The organism is Ancylobacter sp. WKF20, assembly GCF_029760895.1.
Classification (GTDB): Bacteria; Pseudomonadota; Alphaproteobacteria; order Rhizobiales; family Xanthobacteraceae; genus Ancylobacter.
In genome coordinates this window covers 1-19186 of the sequence record NZ_CP121679.1, presented here as the reverse complement: position 1 = coordinate 19186, position 19186 = coordinate 1, and the positions used below count along the sequence as shown (strand labels likewise).

The window sequence follows — 19186 nt, the reverse complement described above, 5'->3', positions numbered from 1 at the left end:
TGATGAGCGCACCGCTCGGCATCGGTCCCCTCAGTCAGGAAAGCGCGCCGCTGCGCCGCAAACTGGTGGCGACGCTGCGCCGGCTTATCGAGACCGGCGTGCTCGCCGCCGGCCAGCGCCTCATCGAGAAGGATCTCACCGCCGAGCTGGGCGTCAGCCGCACCGTGCTGCGCGAAGCGTTGCGCGAGCTGGAGGCGGATGGCCTTCTCGCCGCCGGGCCGCGCGGGCTCTCCGTCGCCGTGCTCGCGCGCGGCGAGGCCGAGAACATCTATGCCGTGCGCGCCGCGCTGGAGGCGGTGGTCGCCCGCCAGTTCTGCCAGCGGGCGGATGAGGCGGCGCGGGACACGCTGACCGCCGCCCATGGCACGCTCGCCCGCGCCTATGCGGCGGGCGATCTCGGCGCGATCCTCGATGCCAAGCTCGCCTTCTACGAGGCGCTGTGCGCCGGCGCGGCGAACAGCGTGGCGCGCGATCTGCTGGGCCGGCTCAACGCCCGCATCAGCCTGCTGCGCGCCCGCTCGCTGGCCGATCCCGGCCGGAAGGTCGCGTCGGTCGCGGAAATCGACGCCCTCGTCAGCGCCTTGCTCGCCCGCGACGCCCCGCGCGCGGCAGCTCTCGCCGAACGCCATGTCATGGCGGCCGCTGAGGCCGCGCTTGGCCCCGCCGCTTCTTCCCCATCCCATGATCCGGAGACCACTCAATGACCGACGACCTTTTCGAAAAGGGGCTGGAAATCCGCCGCGCCGTGGTCGGCAGCGCCTATGTCGACAAGTCGCTGGCGGAGGCCGACGACTTCACCCGCCCGCTGCAGGAGCTGGTGACGAAATATTGCTGGGGCGAGGTGTGGGGCCGCGAGGGGCTTGCTCGCCGCGACCGCTCGCTGCTCAATCTCGGCATGATCGCGGCGCTGAACCGTCCGCATGAGCTGAAGCTCCATGTGCGCGGCGCGCTCAATAACGGGCTGACGCGCGATGAAATCCGGGAGGTGTTCCTCCAGGTGGCGATCTATTGCGGCGTCCCCGCCTCGCTCGACAGCTTCCGCGTCGCCCGCGAGGTGTTCGCCGAGGAAGACGCCAAGGCCACCGCCGCAAAGGGCTGAGCTTTGGGGCTTGCCCGCGCAGCGGGTCGGTGAGGGGGGAGCCCGGTCGCGGAGCGGTCGAAGGCCCCTCACCCCAACCCTCTCCCCGACGGGGAGAGGGAGTGCCGCCTACTTCTGATCCTCGGGGATCACCTTGCCGTCGATGGTCATCGGCTCGCCATCCAGCGAGAGCGAGCAGCCGCGCAGCGGGATATCCATGTGGCAGGGCGTGTTGCGGGTGCCGCCAGCCTCGGTGTTCGGGCCGCTCGACCACAGGAAGTTGCCCCAGAAGGAGCGCGCATCCATGGAAAGGCCCGCCTCGCGGTCATAAAGGCCGAGCGTCGTCCAGTGCGCGCGCTTGTGCAGGCCCCAGCCGACATGCGCCATCGCATAGGCGTCCGGGTCATCGAAGCTGTCCATGTAGCTCTTCAGGTACTCCGCCTCGAAGCCGCCCTCGATCTTGCGGATCCAGCCGCCCTCAATGGTCAGACGGATCGGCTCGCGGGCGTAGCGCTTGAACGGCAGCAGGATGTCGCCGGTGTCGATGACGATGGTGCCCTCGCACGAGCCCTCATCCGGCCAGGTGGCGACGAAACAGCTCGGCCAATGGTCCCAGCCGCCGGGCTTGTCGACGAAGCCCTGCTGCTTCAGCACCGGGTACTGGCCGATGGCGCAGCGGAAATCCGTTCCGGCCTTGGAGGTGACGGTGAGCGTCTTCGCCGTGGCGAGGCGGGCGGCGGCGTTGGTGGCGCGGCGGGCATCGTCCAGCGTCGGCTTCATGCGCAGCATCACCTCCGGCGGCTCGCAGGCGAGCAACATCCGGGCGCCGGTCTTCAGGATCTCGTCCTGCTCGGGCGAGAACAGCAGCAGCATGGTGTCGATGACGAGATCGGAGTGCTTCATCGCCTCCAGCGCCGCCCGGTTGCCCTTCAGCGCGGTGTGGCCGACATAGCCGGACTTGTCGCGCGAGAGCGCCACGTCGCCGTTCAGCGGCGGCAAATGCAGGATGGTGAGCACGCCGCCGAGCTGGCCGACCGCGGTGCGCGCGGTCGAGACGAGCTGCGGGTTGCTGTCGTCGCTGATGAGGAGCGACACCTGCTCGCCCGCCGTCAGCTTCGACAAGGTGAGCACGTCCTTCCACGCCTCGATGAGCGCCAGATCACTGATAGCCATATCTGCCTTCCCTGTTGGGAATCCTGCGAAATTTACCTGCGCGCCGGCGTCTCACGCCAGCGAGCGATAGGCGCGGTCGAAATGGATGAGCGGGGGCGCGGCCGGGCCGAGCCGCACCGCCCGGACGGTGCCGAAGAACACGGTGTGGGTGTAGGCCTCGACGCTCTCGGCCAGCGTGCAGTCGATGCTGACCAGCGCCCCATCAAGCGCCGGCGCGCCGGTGACGAGGCGGGACCAGTCGGCGCCCTGAAACTTCTCGGCCCCAGTGAGGCCCTGCCGGCCGGCGAAGCGATCCGCCACCGGCTGGTTCGCTTCCGCCAGCACATTCACGCAGAAGGCGCCGGCGCGGGAGATCGCCCGGTGCGCGTCGCCCTCGCGGTTGACGCAGATGAGCAGGGTCGGCGGGGCAATGGAGACGCTGGACACCGCCGTGGCGGTAAGCCCCCGGACCGCCTCGCCCTCGCCCGCCGTGATGACGGTGACAGCGCTGGCGGTCAGCCCCATGGCGCGCTTGAACGCCTCGACCAGCGCCGGGTCGACCGCTTCGATGGATGATATGGCGAGCGCCCCCATCACGCCGCCGCCTTCAGCGCGTCTTCGATGAAGGCGGCGAGCGCCAGCGTCTCCGCATCCGCCCCGATGCGCCCGATCACCTGCACGCCGACCGGCAGGCCGAGCGGGCCGACACCGGCAGGAACGGACAGCGCCGGTACATGCAGCAGCGTCCACGGCTTGTTGAACACCGGGTCGCCCGTCGGCAGGCCCACCGGCGCCTCGCCGGGCGCGGCGGGGGTGATGAGGCCATCGCAGCCGGCGAGCAGTTCCTCGACCAGCACGTCGCGGTCCTTCAGCGCCGCAAGCGCAGCGTCATAGTCGGACCGCGTCGCTTGGGACAGCGTCTCGATGAAGTCGAGCGTGATCGGCGAGATGCGCGCGCCCAGCACGCGATGCTCATAAGCGAGGGTACGCGGGGTCTCGAAGCCCATCACCGCGTCGAACAGCGCATAGAGCCGCTCGAAGCTCTCGGGCACCTCCAATTCGCGCACCGTGCCGCCGGCCGCCTCGATGGCCGCCGCCGCGCGGGCGAGCGCGTCGCGCGTGGCCGGTTCCGCCTGCGCCCAGCGGGAGGTGCGGAACAGGCCGATGCGCGGCGCCGTCGGCGCGGAGCCCTGCGCCAGCTCAGGGCGCTCGGCGAGGGCCGCGGTGACGAAGGCGGCATCGCGCACATCGCGGGTGACGAGGCCGAGATGGTCCAGCGTGTCGGAGAGCGGCTTGACCCCGGCGCGGTTGAGCGTGCCGAAGCTCGGCTTGTAGCCGACAACGCCGCAATAGGAGGACGGCCGCAGGATCGAGCCCGCCGTCTGCGTGCCGAAGGCAACCTGCACCATGCCCGCCGCCACCGCCGCGCAGGAGCCGCTCGACGAACCGCCGGGCGTGTGGGCGGTGTTGTGCGGGTTGCGCGTCTTGCCGGGGCTCTTCATGGCGAATTCGACGGTAACGGTCTTGCCCATCACCACGCCGCCAAAGGCGCGGGTGAGCGCCACGGACGGCGCGTCCCACAACGGGCGATGCCCCTCATAGACCGTCGAACCATAGCTGGTCGGCATATCCACCGTGTCGATCACGTCTTTCACGCCGAAGGTCACACCGGCCAGCGGCCCGGCGGGCACGGCCTTGGCTTCCGCCAGCGCGCGGTCACGGTCGAAGAAGGCGAAGGCCTGCACCTCGGGCTCGGCGGCCGCGATGCGGTCCGCGAAGGCGGCGGCCACGGCTTCGGCCGTCACCTCACCCGCGCTCACACGACGGGCGGTCTCGCGGGCGGAGAGATCGGCGAGGGACATGTCGGTCATCAGGCAACTCCGGCGGAAAGGCGCGGCCGGGTGCAGAACCAGGGCCGCGCCCGCTCCAACTGCCCGGCGAGGCTGAACAGCAGGCCATCCTGGCCCAACCCCGCGCCGAACTGCACGCCAATGGGCAGGCCGTTGCCGGACATGCCGAGCGGCACGCTCATCGCCGGACAGCCCGAGGCGTTGAAGGCGCAGGTGAAGGGCGCATGGGTCCAGAAGGCGTCATAGAAGGCGTCGAGGCTCTTGCCCGCGCCCGCCAGCTTGCCGAGCGGGGGCGGCAGTTCGGCGGCAGTGGGCGAAAGCAGCACGTCGTAGCGGGAGAAGAAGCGCCCGAGGGCGCGCGCTGTCTGATGCAGCGTGTTGACCGCGCCGAGATAGGCGGTGGCCGGCAACTCGCGCGCCTCACGCACCCAGTCCGCGTTCACCGGCTCGATGCCATCGAGCGGTTCGGCAAGTCCCAGTGCCCGGCCGCGCCCTTCGACCGCCGGAGCGACGTTGACGCCAACGATGATGCGCCAGGCTACCTTCAGGGCATGGGCGTCATAACCGGGCTCGCAGATCTCGACCTTGTGGCCGAGCGCTTCGCACAGCCGCGCGGCAGCTTCCGCCACGCGCCGGCATTCCGGGTCGACCGGGGTGCCGAGCGGCGAATCGGGGGTGAAGCCGATGCGCAGCGGGCGGGGATCGCGCGCCACCTGCGACAGGTAGCTCTCCTTGCCCACCGGCACGAAATAAGGGTCGCCAATGTCCGGCCCGGCGGTCGCATCCAGCAGCGCGGCGTTGTCGCGCACGCTCCAGCTGGCAGCATGGGGGGTCGACATGCCAGCGATGGCCTCGACGACCACCGGGCCGAGGGGGTTGAGCATCCGGCTGGGCTTGAAGCCGAACAGCCCGCAATGCGAGGCCGGCAGCCGGGTCGAGCCGGCGCCATCCGACGTGTTGGCCATGGGTAGGTAGCCCGCCGCCACCGCCGCCGTGGAGCCGCCGGACGAGCCGCCCGGGCTCAGCGCCGTGTTCCACGGGTTGCGCGAGGGGCCGAAGGCGTCCGGCTCCGTGGTGAAGCTCAGCGCGAATTCCGGCGTGTTGGATTTGGCGAGGATGACCAGCCCCGCCGCCTTGTAGCGGGCGACCAGCGTGCCGTCGCGGGCCGAGACATTGTCGCGGAACAGGTTCGAGCCGGTGGACAGCACCGTGCCCGCCATCTCGAAACCGGTGTTCTTCAGGATGAAGGGCACGCCGGTGAACGGCCCGTCCGGCAACCCGTCGGCAATGGCCTGCCGCGCCAGATCGTCGAAGCGATGCACCAGGGCATGGAGCACCGGCTCATGCGCGTCGGCGCGCGACAGGGCGGCGTCGAGCAGTTCGACCGGCTTCACCTCGCCGGCGCGCACCAGCTCGGCGAGGCCGATGGCGTCATAATCCTCGTAATCGGCGAAGCCGGCATGTTTGGACACCGTGCTCATGCCGTCATCCCCACCCGTGCCCCGGCGCCACTGATCTGCCGCTGGAACTCAGCCGGATCCCAATAATCGCGCGTGCCGGCGATGGCGCCGTCGGCGAGGTCGAACAGGTGGATACCGCGCAGCTCGATCGGCAGGCCGCGCGTCGGCGCGCCGCGCAGATCGACGCCGAGCCGGCCGGTCAGCGTGTAGACGACGGCGACGCGCGGGCCGGAATCGATCCGCTCGCGCACCTGCCAATGGGCCTCGGTGATGAAGCCGAAGAAGCGCTCCAGCCCCTCGCGCAGCGCCTCGCGGCCCTGACGGCGCGTGCCGTTATGGGCTTCCTCATGCCAACCATCGCAGAGATAGAGGCCGCTCGCGGCCTCGACATTGCCCCGGTTATAGGCGGCGTAGAACACGTCCACGACGTCGGGCGCGTCAGCGGCACGCCCGGCAGCGGGGGCGGCCGGGCTTGGGGCCATGGACGGTGCCATGTCGGCCTCCGGTCGGTTCAAGCGAAGGGGATGCCGGACCCTCAGTGAGGGCCCGGCGACGCGCACGGGGGGCGGGCGCGACAGGGAACCCGGCCAATGAGGCCGGGCGCACCTGATCAGGGCATGCCGGCGAGCTTCTTCACCTGGCCGATGAAGGCATCGCGCTTCACCTCATTATAGAGGCGTTCGCGCAGGCGCGGGGCGGGGCTCGCATTGACGTTCTCGAACAGGGCTACGCGGCCGGCGAGCGAGGACGAGGTCATGTCCCAGATGAAGTTCATCAGCAGTTCCTTCACCTCGGCGCTGACGCCCTTGCCGGGTAGCAGGTCATGCAGGTGATGGCCGATCTCCGGGTTGTCGAACGCCGCCTTGCCGAAGCGCATGACGAGACCCTGGCCGCACAGTTCCTGCAGCGTGTGGATGATGCGCGGATAGTGCTCGATCGAGTACAGACGGCCGGCGGTGAGCATGCCGACATCCGGCGCCATCACCTCGCCCTCGGTGGGCTTGGCCAGCGCCTCGGCGGCGGTCACGAAAGCGCGCAGCGTCTGGGCGTACTGGATGATCTCGCCGAGCATCCCCTGCACCGCCGGGATGTGCGAGGTGCCGAGAATGTCGAGCACCAGCTGGCCGGCGCCGACGAACAGCTCGGCCTTCACCGTGAGGCGGGTCAGCACGTGCCAGTGCGCGAAGACGCAGACCGGCCCGTAATAGGACATCGCCGTCGGGTCGCCGAGGTTGAAGATGCGATCGGTCGGCACGAAGACGTTGTCAAAGATGATGAGTTGGTCGGCTTCCTCGCCGAGGCGGGCGACCGGATGATCGAACGGGTCGGCGCCGGGATGGGAGACCATCTCGCGCGAGATCAGCTTGATGCCCTCGGCATTGATCGGCACCGAGGCCCAGATGCAGGCTTCCGCCGGGGTCTCGCGAATGCCGCCGAGATTGGTGAAGAAGATCTCATTGGCCTGCGCCGAGATCGAGCCCACCGTCTTGGCGCCGGAAACGCGGATGCCGCCCTTCTCGACGCTCTTGACCTTGAGCAGCGAGGCTTCCGCGCCCTTGGCGCTGGAGCGGTCGTTCTGCGGGCCGGTCAGGCTTTCCGAGGCGGTGAGGTTGGTGTCGCGGCCATAGGCGACATAGCGCTCGATATTCTCCGCGAAATCGGGATTGCAGCCCTCGATCATCGACTTCTTCGACTTGAAGGTCGGCAGATAGGCCAGCAGGCCCACCGCGATGGCCGGGGCGAGATCCGGCGGGCGGCCGAAAGTGCCGGCGGTCTTCAGGCTGGTATACTCGATCATCTTGCGACGATCGGCGAGGTCTTCCTTGGTGCGCGGCACCTGCCAGGACCGGCTCGCCACGGCGCCGCTCTCGTCGATATAGGTCGTGGCGTCGGCGAATTCCGGCGTGAACTGGTCATCGAACATCGAGGCAATTAGGTCGACACCGGCGGAGAGCGCCGGGTTGTCGAAGACGCGGGCGATGCGCTTGCCGCCAACCCACAAGGCGCGACCGTCATCGAGCGACTTCTTGAATTCCTCACCGGTCTTGAGCTTGTGGCCTACGGGCAGATCCCGCTTCGCCGTATGCGCGTTCATCGTCCGATCTCCTGTGGAAGGCCCGCCCCGGACGCTCTTCTTCATCCAACTCGTCGGCACATCGGCAACGCCGCAGGCGGTAGGTCGAAACCTTGCGGTCGAAACCTTGGCCTGCGTCGCCTCTCGGGCTCGGGTGAGATGATCCAACCATTGATTGGCCGAAATGGTCAAGCCCCAAATCAAAGCCATTCCACGGCACAAAATTCGGGCACATGCCGCCGAAACGAAAGATTATTATGCAGAAAGGCTTCCAATTGGCGAATTCCGCTCGATTCTCCGTTTGGGAAGCACCAAAATTTCGATTAAAAATGATGCAGTCGCTGCGATGCAGCAGCGAAATCTCCCTGAAAACGACGCATCTCAACCGTTTCGCCGCTTGACCAAAAAAATTGGTTCTGGCTTTTTGGTTGAGGACGACGGACAGTTTCAGCGCGGTGGACTCGTCACCGCCGGAGAGGTCGGCATGCGCAGCGCCGGACAGGGAACCGACCGATCACTCGGCCGCGCGCTGGCACTCCAGCGCCGGCGCACCCTTCCCCACATGGCAGGTCAGGTTGATCGCCGGCTCGCCCGCCCCGGCGCGCCGCTGCAAGCCTATCACGCTGCGGGTGGACACGTCCGCCCCCGCGTAGCCGCACCAGAGCGACTGGATCGGCATCCGGTCCTGCTGCGCGTTGAGCAGGAAGACCTCGCCGGTCGCCGGCTTCGACCAGAGCCGGGCGTCGAGACGCTGGCCCGGCGCGACGGTGCCGATGTCGGCGGAATACCAGTGGGCGATGGCGGCGGCGCAGGTGAGCGGCCGGTCGCTCGCATTGCGGACCTGGAAGGGCACGGCGACCAGCCCCTCCACCCCGCGCTCGACCACCAGCGCCTCCTCGGCACCGGCGCGCGGCAGGGGCGAAAGCAGCAATCCGGCCAGACCGACAGTTACGGCAAACACAAGTCGATACATTTTACGTAATCTCCGACAAATCGACCTATCGATGATCGCAGAAACGTAGAAGTGCAACAGTAAAAATCAAATCATAACATAAAGAGGGCCTTCCATGGGAAAGTTTACCATCAAACGTGCCGCCCTGACCATTCTGAGCCTGACGTCGATTGCACTGATGTCGACGGCGATGACGCCGATGTCGCAGGCCGCCGAGCTGAAGTCCATCGCCATCCTCACCCCTGAGCCGGGCACGGATTATGGCTGGAACCAGCAGGGCGTGGACGCCGCCAAGGCCGCCGGCAAGGCGGCGGGCGTCGAGGTGCTGGTGGCCGAAAATCTCGGCTATGGCGATGTGCGTCCCACCCTGCGCGAAATGGCGCAGGACGGCGCGGGCCTGCTGATCGCCCATGCCAGCGGCTACAACACCGCCGCCCCCGAAATCGGCGCCGAGATGAAGGTGCCGGTCGCCATCGTCGACCTGCCGGACGCCCGCAAGCCCGGCGCGGTCGCCGACTATACCGCCAGCGGCCATGAGGGCGCTTATCTCGCCGGCCGCCTCGCCGCCAAGATGAGCAAGACCGGCACGGTCGGCATCGTCGTCTCCGGCGAGCCCCCGTCCTGGAACTCGCAGTCCTCCGCTTTCGCCGAGGGCGCCAAGGCCGAGAAGCCCGGCATCAATGTGCGCTACGCGGTGATCGGACCGGCGGCCTATTCGGACGCGGCGGGCGGCAAGCGCGTCACCGAGGCGCTGATCGCGGCCGGCGCCGACATCATCTTCGGCCAGGGCAACGGCTCGAGCTTCGGCATGCTGCAGGCGGTCGAGACCAACAAGGCGACCAATGGCGGCAAGGTCTATTTCATCGACGTGATCGGCGACAAGACCGCCATCGACAAGGGCAACCTGCTCTCCTCCGTGGTGTGGAACCTCACCCCGGTCTATGCGGCGATGATCGCGGATGTGAAGGCCGGCAAATACGGCTCCCACAACTACGACATCAACCTGAAGGACGGCTCGGTCACGCTGCTCAAGACCAAGCACATCCCGGATGATGTGTGGGCGCAGATCGAGGCGCTAAAGAAGGACATCATCGACGGCAAGATCAAGGTGACCGCGCATTACGATGCCGACACCGTGCACAAGATGGTGTCGCAGCTCACCACCACGCCGTGACGAGCGGGCCACGGCCTGCCGTCGGGCCGGCCGTGGCCTCCCGCCATTGCCCATCGGAACGCCCCGCGACGTCTCATCGCCCGGCCTTCCTTACCGATTTTTGCCCTGCTCCCTCCGGCGCCGGGACGACCAGCAGCAGATCATGACCCAGCCCGCCCCCGCGCACCCGCCGCACAGTGACCCATCGGCGCCGCCCCGCCCGATCGTCACCTTCGACCATGTGACCAAACGCTTTCCCGGCGTGGTCGCCAATGATGGCGTGTCCTTCGATCTGTTTCCGGGCGAGGTGCATGTGCTGCTCGGCGAGAACGGCGCCGGCAAATCGACGCTGGTCGGCATGCTCTCCGGCCTGCAGACGCCCGATGAGGGCGGCATTCTCATCGACCATCACGAGGTGCGCATCAATTCCCCCGCCCGCGCGCTGGAACTCGGCATCGGCACGGTGTTCCAGCATTCCATGCTCGTGCCCTCGCTGAGCGTCGCCGACAACATGGCGCTCGGCGGCCCCTGGTGGTCGCGGCCCGACCGCGCGGGCGTCGCGCGCCGCATGGCGCAGGTCTGCGCCGATATCGGCGTCACCATCGACCCCGACGCCAAGGTCGGCACGCTCTCGCTCGGCGAGCAGCAGCAGGTGGAGATCGTCCGCGCGCTGATGCGCGGCTCGCGCGTGCTCATCCTCGATGAAGCGACCGCCATGCTGACGCCCAAGGGGGCGGAGGATCTCGGCGCGCTGATGGGCCGGCTGACCCGGCTCGGCATCGCCGTCGTCTTCATCACCCACAAGCTCAATGAGGCGCTGTCCTTCGGCAACCGCATCACCGTGCTGCGGCTCGGCCGCAAGGTCGGCGAGATCGCGCCGGAGCGGCTTGCCGCGCTCGGCCCGGCCGCGGCGACGGCGGAAATCATCCGGCTGATGTTCGGCACCGATGCAAGCGCGCAGGCGAGCGCCGCCCCGCGCGCGCCCCGCGCGCCCCAGCCGCCGCTTCTGGTGCTGGAAGGGCTGACGGTGGACGATCCCGCCGTGCCGGTCGAGCCTGTCGATCTCACCGTGGCACCGGGCGAAATTCTCGGCCTCGCCGGCATTGACGGCAACGGCCAGAAACAGTTCGCCGAGGCGCTCGCTGGCCAGCGCCCGCTTTCGGCCGGCCGTATCCTGCTCGGCGGCGAATCCATCGAGCGGCTCGACGTCGGCGCCCGGCGCGAGCGCGGCCTGCGCTATGTCACAGACGATCGTCTCGGCGAGGGCACGGTCGGTGGCTTCGCCATCTCGCTCAACCTTTTGCTGAAACAGGTGGGCGAGTCGCCCTTCTGGCGCGCCGGATTCGACCAGCCCGACGCCATCGCCGCCCATGCCCGCCGGCTCGTCGGCGAATTCGACGTGCGCACGCCCGGCATCGAGACGCCCATCGGCAAGCTCTCCGGCGGCAACATCCAGAAGGCGCTGCTGGCCCGCGAACTCTCCGGCGCGGCCAAGGCGGTGATCTTCGCCAAGCCGACCTATGGGCTGGACGTGAACAATATCCGCGCCACCCGCCAGCGCATCCGCGAGGCGGCTGATCGCGGGCTCGCCGTCATCCTGATCTCGACGGACCTTGAGGAGGTGCTGGAGCTGTCCGACCGCATCGCCGTGATGTCGCGCGGCGCGGTGGTCGGCGTGGTCGAGAACGATGCCGCGGCCCGTGGCCGGGTCGGTGAACTGATGAGCGGCGTGACGGCATGAGCAATACCCACACTTCCACCCCCGATCTCACCGAGGCCGCCCGGCTCGACCGCGCGGCGGCGTCCGCCGCTCGTGCGGAGATCTGGCGCGCCCGTGGCCGCGTCGCCCTGCTCGGCATCGGCCCGGTCATCGGCGCGCTGCTGCTGTCGGCCCTCGTGCTGCTGGCGCTGGGCGTCGATCCGCTGGCCTATTACGGCTTCGTCATCGAGCGCGGGCTGATCAATCCTTACGGCCTTCAGGCGACGCTGACCCGCATGGGGCCGCTGCTGCTGCTCGCCGCCGGCCTCATCGTGGCGTTCCGCGCCGGCATCTGGAATCTCGGCGGCGACGGGCAGTTCCTGCTCAGCGCCGTGGTGGTCGCCGCGCTCTGCCCGCTGCTGGCGCCGCATCTGCCAGCGTGGCTTGTGCTGGTGGTCGGCCTTCTGGTCGGCGCGCTCATCGGCGCCGTCTGGTCGGTGCTGCCGGCGCTGCTCAAGGCCTATCAGGGCGTCAACGAGATCATCACCACGCTGATGATGACCTTTCTCGGCGTCTCCTTCGCCAATGTGCTGGTGAAGCTCGCCTTCCGCGACCCCGCCACGACCGTGCCGCAGACCCGCACGCTGGCGGTCGCCGACCGTCTGCCGCGCCTGTTCGACACCACCGTGTCGAGCGGCCTCCTTATCGGCCTCGTCGCGGTCATCGCGGTGCATCTCGTCATGACCCGCACCGCCTTCGGGCTGAAGCTGCGCATCGTCGGCGCCAATCCACGCGCGGCGATCCATGCCGGCCTGCCGGTGCCGGCGCTCACCGTCGCCGTCTTCGCCATCTCCGCCGCGCTGGCCGGCCTTGCCGGCGCCGTCGAGATCCTGGGCGTGCAGGGCAATGTGCGCGCCGACTGGAACCCGCATTACGCGATGACGGTGATCCCGCTGGTGTTCCTCGCCCGCTTCAACGGCTTCGCCACCATCGCCTTCGTCTTCCTGTTCTCGGTGCTGTCGATCGGCGGCGAGAGCGCGGCCCGGCGCACCGGCGTGCCGAATTTCTTCACCCTCGTCGTGGTGGCCATCCTGCTCGTGATGCTCGGCGTCGCCGAATATCTCGACCAGCGCCGCCGCGCCGCCGGCAAGTGAGGGGGAGAGACCATGTCCGCTCTGTTCACCGACGCCTTCCTCACCTCCCTCGTGCTCGGCGCGCTCACCGCCGGCATCCCGCTAATGCTGGCGGGCCTCGGCGAGCAGATCTCCGAGAAGGCCGGCGTGCTCAATATCGGCATTGAGGGGATGATGCTGTTCGGCGCCTATGCCGGCTTCCTCGTCGCCTATCACACTGGCTCCATCTGGCTCGGCTTTCTCGGCGGCGCCGTGGGCGGCATGGCGGTGGCGGTGCCGATGGCGGTGCTGTGCATCCGCATGGGGCTGAGCCAGATCGTCATCGGCATCGCGCTCACCCTCGGCGCGGAAGGGCTCACCGCCCTGCTGCATCATTTCCAGTTCGCGCAGAGCTATCCGCGCCTGCCGGCGGTGGAGACGCTGCCGATTCCCGGCCTGTCGAGCCTGCCGGTCGTCGGCCCGGCTTTGTTCGACCGGCCGCCCATCGTCTATCTCGCGGTGCTGGCGGTGGCGGTCACGGCTTACGTCTTCCGTTCGACCCAGTTCGGCCTGGCGCTTCAGGCGGCCGGCGACAAGCCGGCGGCGCTGGATGCGGCGGGCGTCGACGTGGTGCGCGTGCGCACCATCGCCGTGCTCATCACCGGTGGCCTCGCCGGGGTCGGCGGGGCCTTCATGGCCGAGGTCGGCGCCGGCATCTTCGTGCCCTTCATGACCAATGGCGCCGGCTTCATCGGCATCGTGCTGGCCATGCAGGCGCGCGGCAAACCGCTCTGGGTCCTGTGCGGCGCGCTGTTGTTCGGCGCGTGCCTCTCGGCCACCACGGCGCTTCAGGTGGCGGGCGTCAGCATCCCGACCGATGTGATCCAGATGCTGCCCTTCGCTGCCGTGCTCACCGTGCTGGTGCTGTTCGGCCGCAAGGCGAGCCTGCCGCCGGCGCTCGGCACCCATTATGTGCGGGGCGCGCGATGAACACGCCCCGCTTGCTCTCAGCCCGCGTCGATCACCGCCAGAGCGGCGGCGACACCGGCGCCGACATCGACCGTATGGCCGAGCGCACCGAGCGCACCGGCGAAGGCGGTCAGCGCCACCACGGCGTAGAGCGGCTGGGCGGTCGGGCCCATATGGCCGATGCGGGTGAGCTTGCCGAGCGTCTCGCCACGGCCGGAGGAGAGCACCACGCCGTAGCGCGCCCGCACCAACGCCCGCAGTTCGGCCTCGTCGATGCCTTCGGGCGTGCGCACGGCGGTGGCGGTGGGCGAAGCGAAGGCGTCATCCGCCGCCCAGATCGCCAGCCCCATCGCCTTCAGCCCGGCGCGGCAGGCGGCGGCGGTGAGCGCGTGGCGGGCCCAGACCTTCTCCGGCCCTTCCGCCAGATAAAGGTCGATGGCCGCTTCCAGCCCGTTGATCTCGGCGACCGAGGGCGTGAAGGGAAAGGGCTTGTCGGCGCGCCAGGCGTCTTCCCAGTCGAGAATGCTCAGGATCGAGCCGCGCGGCGCCAGCTTGTTGGCCTTCATCTTGGCCCAGGCACGGTTGGACACGCCGAGGATGGACAGGCCGGGCGGGCAGCCCAAGCACTTGTTCGGGCCGGTGATCAGCAGGTCGATCTTGGCAGAGGCCGAATCGACCGCCATGCCGCCGAAGGACGAGACGGCATCGACCAGGAACAGCGCGCCATGGGCCGCCACCACCGCGCCGATCTCGGCGATCGGGTTGATGGTGCCCGACGGCGTGTCGTGGTGGCAGGCGGCGACCACGGTGATGTCCGGCCGTTCGGCCAGCACGCGGGCGACCTCAGTGGGGTCGATCACCCGGTCATAGGGCACGGCGAGCTCGACGATGGTGGCGCCGCTGCGCGCCGCCCAGGGCGCGAAGCCCTTGGAATAGACGCCGTTGACGAGGTTCAGCACCACATCATCGGGGCCGATCAGCGAAGCGGCGGCGGCTTCCAGCCCCAGCACCGGCTCGCCCTGCAGGATGACCGGGATCGTCTCAGCCTTCACCACGGTCGCGAGCTTCTCGCTGACGCGCTGGTAGGTCGCCTGGAAGGCCGGGTCGTAATCGTACAGCACGGTCGCGGCGAGGCCGCGCAGCACCGCCGGGTAGGCGTCGACGGGGCCCGTCGTCAGGGTGAAGACCGGAAGGTCGGAAGGCGCGTACCGCATGGCGTTGCTCTGGCTGTTCGACGGGATGGACACGCAGCCGGGGACGATTTCAACCAAAATCCAACCGAACCGGCTACAATGGTTCCAGATTGGCACCAGCCGGGTTGCGCCGCAACCGGGAACCGCAGCGGGCGGCTTTCATATGCAGAGCCTCGCTTCTGCCCCATGCAGCGCTCCGCGCCAGGCGCCCGCGGCCGGGGTGGCCGCTCCGCTTTGGCGGGCGAAATTGTACGCAATACCCCGCAGGCTCTCGACCAGAAGACAACCAATATTGTAACTGGGGCGCACCGCCCATACATTTGGCGGCGGGCCGGGGTTCGGTGGAGCCTCGCGATCAGCCCTGCGCTCGCCCGTGCGGCGGCGCGGCGGGCCGGCCCAACAGCAGAACGGAAGTGACCTCGATGGACGCGATAGCGGACAAGACCGGACGCAGGACGCGCAGCGAAGCAGGGATCGGCGCCGCCGAGGCCGCCGGCATCGAGGAACTCGTCGACTCGATCCGCGCCATCATCGCCCGCACCGGCGGCGTGCCACCCGAGCGCGTGGTGGCGGAAGAGCTGAGCGTGAAGCGCCACACGCTGCGCCGGGCGCTCGGCGTGCTCAGGGCGAGCGGCGAGCTGGAGCCGGCGCGGGCCGGCCGGCGCGCCTCCACCGCCATCGACAGCAACCGCAATCTCGTCAACTCCACCAACCCGCTGGAGGTGATGGAGCTGCGCCTGATGCTGGAGCCCTCGCTGGCCCGCCTCGCGGCGCTGCGGGCGAGCCCGGTCGAGATCGACCGCATCCTGCGCGCGGCCACCACCGCGCCCGATGCCGACCCGATCGACGCCGACATGGTGTTCCACAAATCCATCGCCGCCGGCGCCCGCAACGCGCTGGCCTCCGAGCTCTATGTGCTGCTGCACCGCGTCGCCAATGACGGCCGCCTGCGCTTCACCGATAGCGACGCCACGCTGGTCCCCGAGCGCGTGCGGCTGCGCGATGCCGAGCACCGGCAGATCGCCGAGGCCATCGCCGCCCGCGACCCGGAAGCGGCCGAGCGCGGCATGTGGCAGCACCTCGCGACCCTGCAGCAGAAGATCATGGGACGCCTCGCGCCGGGCGGCGCCCTCTAGCCCGCCCACGCCCTTTCGCTTTCCGAGCCTTCCCCACCGCGCGCCACCGCACGCGGAACACCCCTTCTTGTCCGTTCGCTCCCGGAGACGCCTTCGATGACTTCCTTCGATATCCTCATCATCGGCGCCGGCTCGGCCGGCAGCGTGCTCGCCGCGCGCCTGTCGGAGAACCCGGATGTCTCGGTCGGCCTGCTGGAGGCCGGCGAGCACCCGAGCGACCCGGACATCGCCATTCCGCAGAAATGGCCGGCGCTGCAGGATCGGCCTTATGATTGGGCCTACCGCACCATCCCCCAGCCCGGCACGGCGAACCGCATCCACCCCTGGCCGCGCGGGCGCATTGTCGGCGGCTCAAGCTGCCTGCACGCCATGGCGCATGTGCGCGGCCATGCGGACGACTTCGCGCCCTGGGCGCTGGCGACCGGCGATGCGCGCTGGTCCTATGAGGGCCTGTTGCCCGCCTTCCGCCGCAGTGAAGCTTTTTCCCGCGGGGCGGATGCCTCCCATGGCGCCGACGGCCCCCTCACCGTCTATCTGCCCGATGAGGAAGTCAGCCCCGTGGTGCGCGCCTATATGGCGGCCGGCGTGGCGCGCGGCGTGCCCGCGATCGGCGACCACAATGCCGGCCCGCTCAACGGCGTCGCGCCCAACTCGCTGACCATCCGCGACGGCAAGCGCGTCAGTGCCGCCGACGCCTGGCTCGTGCCGGTGCTCGACCGGCCGAACCTCACCCTGATCACCGGCGTGCGGGTCCACCGGCTGGTGCTGGCCGGCACGCGCATCACCGGCGTCGAGGCGGAGCTGGGCGGCGCGCGACAAATGTTTTCCGCCGGCACGATCCTGCTTGCCGCGGGCGCCATCGCCTCGCCGCTGCTGCTCATACGCTCCGGCATCGGCCCGGCGGTTGACCTCAAGGCGGCGGGCATCGCCTGCGTGGCGGACCGGGCGGGCGTCGGCGGCAATCTGCACGACCACCTGCTCACCGCCGGCAATGTCTACCGCGCCAAGAAGCCCGTGCCGCCCTCGAAGCTCCAGCACTCGGAATCGCTGATGTATCTGAACGCGGACGATCCGACGCGGGCGGAGGGCGCGCCCGATGTCGTGCTCGGCTGCGTCGCCGCGCCCACCGTCTCGGAGTGCTTCGAGGCCCCCGCCTATGGCTCGGCCTTCACCATTCTGTCGGGCGTCACCCACCCGACCAGCCGGGGGCGACTCACCGTCACCGGGCCGAATCTCGACGACGCCCCCTTCATCGACCCCGCCTATCTCTCCACCGAGCATGACCGGCGCCTCGCCCGCCGGGCGCTGGAACTCGCCCGCGAGATCGGCCATGCGGCGGCGCTGGATGACTGGCGGGCGGAGGAGATCTATCCGGGCATCGACCTGCGCAGCGAGGCGGAGATCGACGCCTTTCTCGCCCGCGCCGTCATCACCCATCACCACCCGGTCGGCACCTGCCGCATGGGGGCGGATGAGGCGAGCGTGGTGGACGCCAACCTCAAGCTGCGCGGCTTCGAGGGGCTGCACATCGTCGATGCCTCGGTGATCCCCACCATCACCTCCGGCCCGGTCCACGCGGCGATCCTCGCCATTGCGGAGACCTTCGCCGCCGATTTCCGCCCGGCGTGACACGCGAACGGCGCGCCCTCGGGTGAGGACGCGCCGTTCGTTCAGACGATAGGGGCCTGACGGCGCCGTATCAGGCTGCGCCCTTGGCCAGCTCCCCGGCCAGCGCGCGGGCGATCAGCGCGCGCGTCTCCGGGATGCCATAGGCGGCGACGAAGGAGCCGAAGCGCGGGCCTTCCTTCTCGCCCAGCAGCAGCTCATAGAGGGCGCTGAACCAGGCGAAGGTGACGCCCGGCCCGCCGGTCGGGCTCTTGCGCTTGTGGTCCTGATAGCGCGGCTCGGCGCGGCCGACATCGAGCACCGCGTTCTGGATGGCCTCGCGGTCCTCGCCATCCACCTGCGCCAGCGCGGCGTCGAGCGCGGCAAGTGCCTTCGCCTCCACCTCGTCCGGCAGACGGAAGGCGCGGCGCGGCTTCACCCGGTCGATGAAGTAGCGCACGGCATAGCCGGCGAGCTGGTCGAGCGTCGGGTGGCTTTCCGGCGAGGTGCCCGGCGCGTAGCGCTCGATGAAGCGCCACAGCACCGCCTTGTCCTCGGCATTGGCGGCCGAGGCGAGCTTGAGCATCAGCCCGAAGGTGAGCGGCAGTTCCTCCACCGGCGGGTTGCCGGAGTGGATGTGCCAGACCGGGTTGCCGAGCCGGGTCTTCCAGTCCTGCTGGGGATAGCGGGCGAGGAAATTGAAATACTCGTCCACCGCCTTCGGGATCACGTCGAAATGCAGCTTCTTGGCCGAGCGCGGCGACTGGAACATGTACAGCGCCAGGCTCTCGGGGCTGGCATAGGTCAGCCACTCGTCGATGGTCAGGCCGTTGCCCTTGGACTTCGAGATCTTCTGGCCGTTCTCGTCGAGGAACAGCTCATAGACGAAGTGCTCGGGCGCCACGCCGCCGAGGATGTTGCAGATCGCGTCATAGATCGGCGCGTTGGTCTGGTGATCCTTGCCGAACATCTCGAAATCGACGTCGAGCGCCGCCCAGCGGGCGCCGAAATCGGGCTTCCACTGCAGCTTCACATTGCCGCCGGTGACCGGAACGGTCTTGTCCACCCCATCCTCGTCGGTGAAGGTGATGGTGCCGGCGGTGGCGTCCACCGCCTTCAGCGGCACATAGAGCACGCGGCCGGAGGTCGGCGAGATCGGCAGGAAGGGCGAATAGGTCGCCTGCCGCTCATCGCCCAGCGTCGGCAGCATCACTTCCATGATGGCCTCGTAATGCGCGGCCGCCTTCAAGAGGATCGGGTCGAGCTTGCCGGAGAAATAATAGTCGGTGGCGCTGGCGAACTCGTAGTCGAAGCCGAACGTGTCGAGGAAGCGCCGGAGCATGGCGTTGTTGTGGTGGCCGAAGCTCTCATAGCCGCCGCCGAACGGGTTCGGAACCTTGGTGAGCGGCATCTGCAGATAGGGCTTCAGCGCCACCGGGTCCGGCACGTTCTCGGGGATCTTGCGCATCCCGTCCATGTCGTCCGAGAAGCACAGCAGCCGCGTCGGAATCTTGCCCTCGGTCAGCACATGGAAGGCGTGGCGCACCATGGTCGTGCGCGCCACCTCGCCAAAGGTGCCGATATGGGGCAGGCCCGAGGGACCGTAGCCGGTCTCGAACAGGACCTCGGCTTTGGGTTTCCGCTTCAGGCGCTCGACGATCTTGCGGGCTTCCTCGAACGGCCAGGCGCCGGCGGTCTCCGCCAGCTCACGCAGTTCGGCTGCAACATCTTCGACCTGAGCGGTCGCCGTCAT

17 protein-coding genes are annotated in these 19186 nt (G+C 69.0%); 8 read left to right on the top strand and 9 right to left on the bottom strand.

What is annotated here, in order from left to right; all coding sequences use genetic code 11:
* Positions 1-2: 2 nt before the first annotated feature.
* Together AncyloWKF20_RS00085 and pcaC are read left to right on the top strand one after the other, a co-directional pair.
* A complete protein-coding gene (locus AncyloWKF20_RS00085; protein WP_279315959.1) occupies positions 3-704 on the top strand; it encodes a GntR family transcriptional regulator in 702 nt (233 codons plus the stop codon).
* Complete coding sequence (pcaC, locus tag AncyloWKF20_RS00080; RefSeq protein WP_279315958.1) at positions 701-1099, top strand: 4-carboxymuconolactone decarboxylase; 399 nt, start codon at positions 701-703, stop codon at positions 1097-1099. Before AncyloWKF20_RS00085 ends, pcaC begins: the two co-directional genes overlap by 4 nt.
* Before the next feature lie 108 nt (positions 1100-1207).
* Here pcaC and AncyloWKF20_RS00075 read toward each other — a convergent pair whose 3' ends face one another.
* The 7 genes from AncyloWKF20_RS00075 to AncyloWKF20_RS00045 form a co-directional block, all read right to left on the bottom strand.
* Positions 1208-2251, bottom strand: a complete 1044-nt coding sequence (locus AncyloWKF20_RS00075; protein WP_279315956.1) for a 2,5-dihydroxypyridine 5,6-dioxygenase — start codon at positions 2249-2251, stop codon at positions 1208-1210.
* Positions 2252-2302: 51 nt separating this feature from the next.
* Positions 2303-2824 carry a flavin reductase family protein gene (locus tag AncyloWKF20_RS00070; RefSeq protein ID WP_279315955.1) on the bottom strand — a complete coding sequence of 174 codons (522 nt, stop codon included), beginning with the start codon at positions 2822-2824 and terminating at the stop codon, positions 2303-2305.
* Entirely contained in the window at positions 2824-4101 is a 1278-nt protein-coding gene (locus tag AncyloWKF20_RS00065) for an amidase (protein ID WP_279315954.1), read from the bottom strand. The genes AncyloWKF20_RS00070 and AncyloWKF20_RS00065 overlap by 1 nt, the downstream gene beginning before the upstream one ends.
* A complete protein-coding gene (locus AncyloWKF20_RS00060) occupies positions 4101-5561 on the bottom strand; it encodes an amidase (protein ID WP_279315953.1) in 1461 nt (486 codons plus the stop codon). The genes AncyloWKF20_RS00065 and AncyloWKF20_RS00060 overlap by 1 nt, the downstream gene beginning before the upstream one ends.
* Positions 5558-6034, bottom strand: a complete 477-nt coding sequence (locus AncyloWKF20_RS00055) for an ester cyclase (RefSeq protein ID WP_279315952.1) — start codon at positions 6032-6034, stop codon at positions 5558-5560. Before AncyloWKF20_RS00055 ends, AncyloWKF20_RS00060 begins: the two co-directional genes overlap by 4 nt.
* Before the next feature lie 116 nt (positions 6035-6150).
* Positions 6151-7635, bottom strand: coding sequence for a 4-hydroxyphenylacetate 3-hydroxylase N-terminal domain-containing protein (locus AncyloWKF20_RS00050; protein ID WP_267583501.1), 1485 nt, complete (start codon positions 7633-7635; stop codon positions 6151-6153).
* A 493-nt stretch (positions 7636-8128) separates the two neighbouring features.
* Positions 8129-8587 carry a hypothetical protein gene (locus AncyloWKF20_RS00045; RefSeq protein ID WP_279315951.1) on the bottom strand — a complete coding sequence of 153 codons (459 nt, stop codon included), beginning with the start codon at positions 8585-8587 and terminating at the stop codon, positions 8129-8131.
* A 94-nt stretch (positions 8588-8681) separates the two neighbouring features.
* Here AncyloWKF20_RS00045 and AncyloWKF20_RS00040 point away from each other — a divergent pair, with 94 nt between their 5' ends.
* The 4 genes from AncyloWKF20_RS00040 (at position 8682) to AncyloWKF20_RS00025 (ending at position 13520) form a co-directional block, all read left to right on the top strand.
* Positions 8682-9740, top strand: coding sequence for a BMP family protein (locus AncyloWKF20_RS00040; RefSeq protein ID WP_279315949.1), 1059 nt, complete (start codon positions 8682-8684; stop codon positions 9738-9740).
* Between the two features lie 142 nt (positions 9741-9882).
* Entirely contained in the window at positions 9883-11460 is a 1578-nt protein-coding gene (locus tag AncyloWKF20_RS00035) for an ABC transporter ATP-binding protein (protein WP_279315948.1), read from the top strand.
* Positions 11457-12572 (top strand): ABC transporter permease, encoded by a 1116-nt coding sequence (locus AncyloWKF20_RS00030; protein WP_279315947.1) that lies wholly within the window; start codon positions 11457-11459, stop codon positions 12570-12572. Before AncyloWKF20_RS00035 ends, AncyloWKF20_RS00030 begins: the two co-directional genes overlap by 4 nt.
* A 12-nt stretch (positions 12573-12584) precedes the next feature.
* Positions 12585-13520, top strand: a complete 936-nt coding sequence (locus tag AncyloWKF20_RS00025) for an ABC transporter permease (RefSeq protein ID WP_279315946.1) — start codon at positions 12585-12587, stop codon at positions 13518-13520.
* A 17-nt stretch (positions 13521-13537) separates the two neighbouring features.
* Here the strand turns inward: AncyloWKF20_RS00025 and AncyloWKF20_RS00020 are convergent, their stop codons facing one another.
* Complete coding sequence (locus AncyloWKF20_RS00020) at positions 13538-14713, bottom strand: alanine--glyoxylate aminotransferase family protein (protein WP_279315945.1); 1176 nt, start codon at positions 14711-14713, stop codon at positions 13538-13540.
* Between the two features lie 401 nt (positions 14714-15114).
* Between AncyloWKF20_RS00020 and AncyloWKF20_RS00015 the strand changes: the two genes are divergently transcribed.
* Positions 15115-15828 carry an FCD domain-containing protein gene (locus AncyloWKF20_RS00015; RefSeq protein WP_279315943.1) on the top strand — a complete coding sequence of 238 codons (714 nt, stop codon included), beginning with the start codon at positions 15115-15117 and terminating at the stop codon, positions 15826-15828.
* 96 nt (positions 15829-15924) lie between these two features.
* Entirely contained in the window at positions 15925-17457 is a 1533-nt protein-coding gene (locus AncyloWKF20_RS00010) for a GMC family oxidoreductase N-terminal domain-containing protein (protein WP_279315942.1), read from the top strand.
* Between the two features lie 70 nt (positions 17458-17527).
* Here the strand turns inward: AncyloWKF20_RS00010 and AncyloWKF20_RS00005 are convergent, their stop codons facing one another.
* Positions 17528-19186, bottom strand: coding sequence for a lysine--tRNA ligase (locus AncyloWKF20_RS00005; protein ID WP_279315941.1), 1659 nt, complete (start codon positions 19184-19186; stop codon positions 17528-17530).

What these genes read in the sequence shown, in the direction of transcription:
- AncyloWKF20_RS00085 (WP_279315959.1), top strand. Translation starts at nt 3, where the DNA reads ATGAGCGCACCGCTCGGCATCGGTCCCCTCAGTCAGGAAAGCGCGCCG.
- AncyloWKF20_RS00070 (WP_279315955.1), bottom strand. Translation starts at nt 2,824, where the DNA reads ATGGGGGCGCTCGCCATATCATCCATCGAAGCGGTCGACCCGGCGCTG.
- AncyloWKF20_RS00045 (WP_279315951.1), bottom strand. Translation starts at nt 8,587, where the DNA reads ATGTATCGACTTGTGTTTGCCGTAACTGTCGGTCTGGCCGGATTGCTG.
- AncyloWKF20_RS00015 (WP_279315943.1), top strand. Translation starts at nt 15,115, where the DNA reads ATGGACGCGATAGCGGACAAGACCGGACGCAGGACGCGCAGCGAAGCA.
- AncyloWKF20_RS00060 (WP_279315953.1), bottom strand. Translation starts at nt 5,561, where the DNA reads ATGAGCACGGTGTCCAAACATGCCGGCTTCGCCGATTACGAGGATTAT.
- AncyloWKF20_RS00035 (WP_279315948.1), top strand. Translation starts at nt 9,883, where the DNA reads ATGACCCAGCCCGCCCCCGCGCACCCGCCGCACAGTGACCCATCGGCG.
- AncyloWKF20_RS00050 (WP_267583501.1), bottom strand. Translation starts at nt 7,635, where the DNA reads ATGAACGCGCATACGGCGAAGCGGGATCTGCCCGTAGGCCACAAGCTC.
- AncyloWKF20_RS00010 (WP_279315942.1), top strand. Translation starts at nt 15,925, where the DNA reads ATGACTTCCTTCGATATCCTCATCATCGGCGCCGGCTCGGCCGGCAGC.
- AncyloWKF20_RS00005 (WP_279315941.1), bottom strand. Translation starts at nt 19,186, where the DNA reads ATGACGGCGACCGCTCAGGTCGAAGATGTTGCAGCCGAACTGCGTGAG.
- pcaC (WP_279315958.1), top strand. Translation starts at nt 701, where the DNA reads ATGACCGACGACCTTTTCGAAAAGGGGCTGGAAATCCGCCGCGCCGTG.
- AncyloWKF20_RS00055 (WP_279315952.1), bottom strand. Translation starts at nt 6,034, where the DNA reads ATGGCACCGTCCATGGCCCCAAGCCCGGCCGCCCCCGCTGCCGGGCGT.
- AncyloWKF20_RS00075 (WP_279315956.1), bottom strand. Translation starts at nt 2,251, where the DNA reads ATGGCTATCAGTGATCTGGCGCTCATCGAGGCGTGGAAGGACGTGCTC.
- AncyloWKF20_RS00025 (WP_279315946.1), top strand. Translation starts at nt 12,585, where the DNA reads ATGTCCGCTCTGTTCACCGACGCCTTCCTCACCTCCCTCGTGCTCGGC.
- AncyloWKF20_RS00030 (WP_279315947.1), top strand. Translation starts at nt 11,457, where the DNA reads ATGAGCAATACCCACACTTCCACCCCCGATCTCACCGAGGCCGCCCGG.
- AncyloWKF20_RS00065 (WP_279315954.1), bottom strand. Translation starts at nt 4,101, where the DNA reads ATGACCGACATGTCCCTCGCCGATCTCTCCGCCCGCGAGACCGCCCGT.
- AncyloWKF20_RS00040 (WP_279315949.1), top strand. Translation starts at nt 8,682, where the DNA reads ATGGGAAAGTTTACCATCAAACGTGCCGCCCTGACCATTCTGAGCCTG.
- AncyloWKF20_RS00020 (WP_279315945.1), bottom strand. Translation starts at nt 14,713, where the DNA reads ATGCGGTACGCGCCTTCCGACCTTCCGGTCTTCACCCTGACGACGGGC.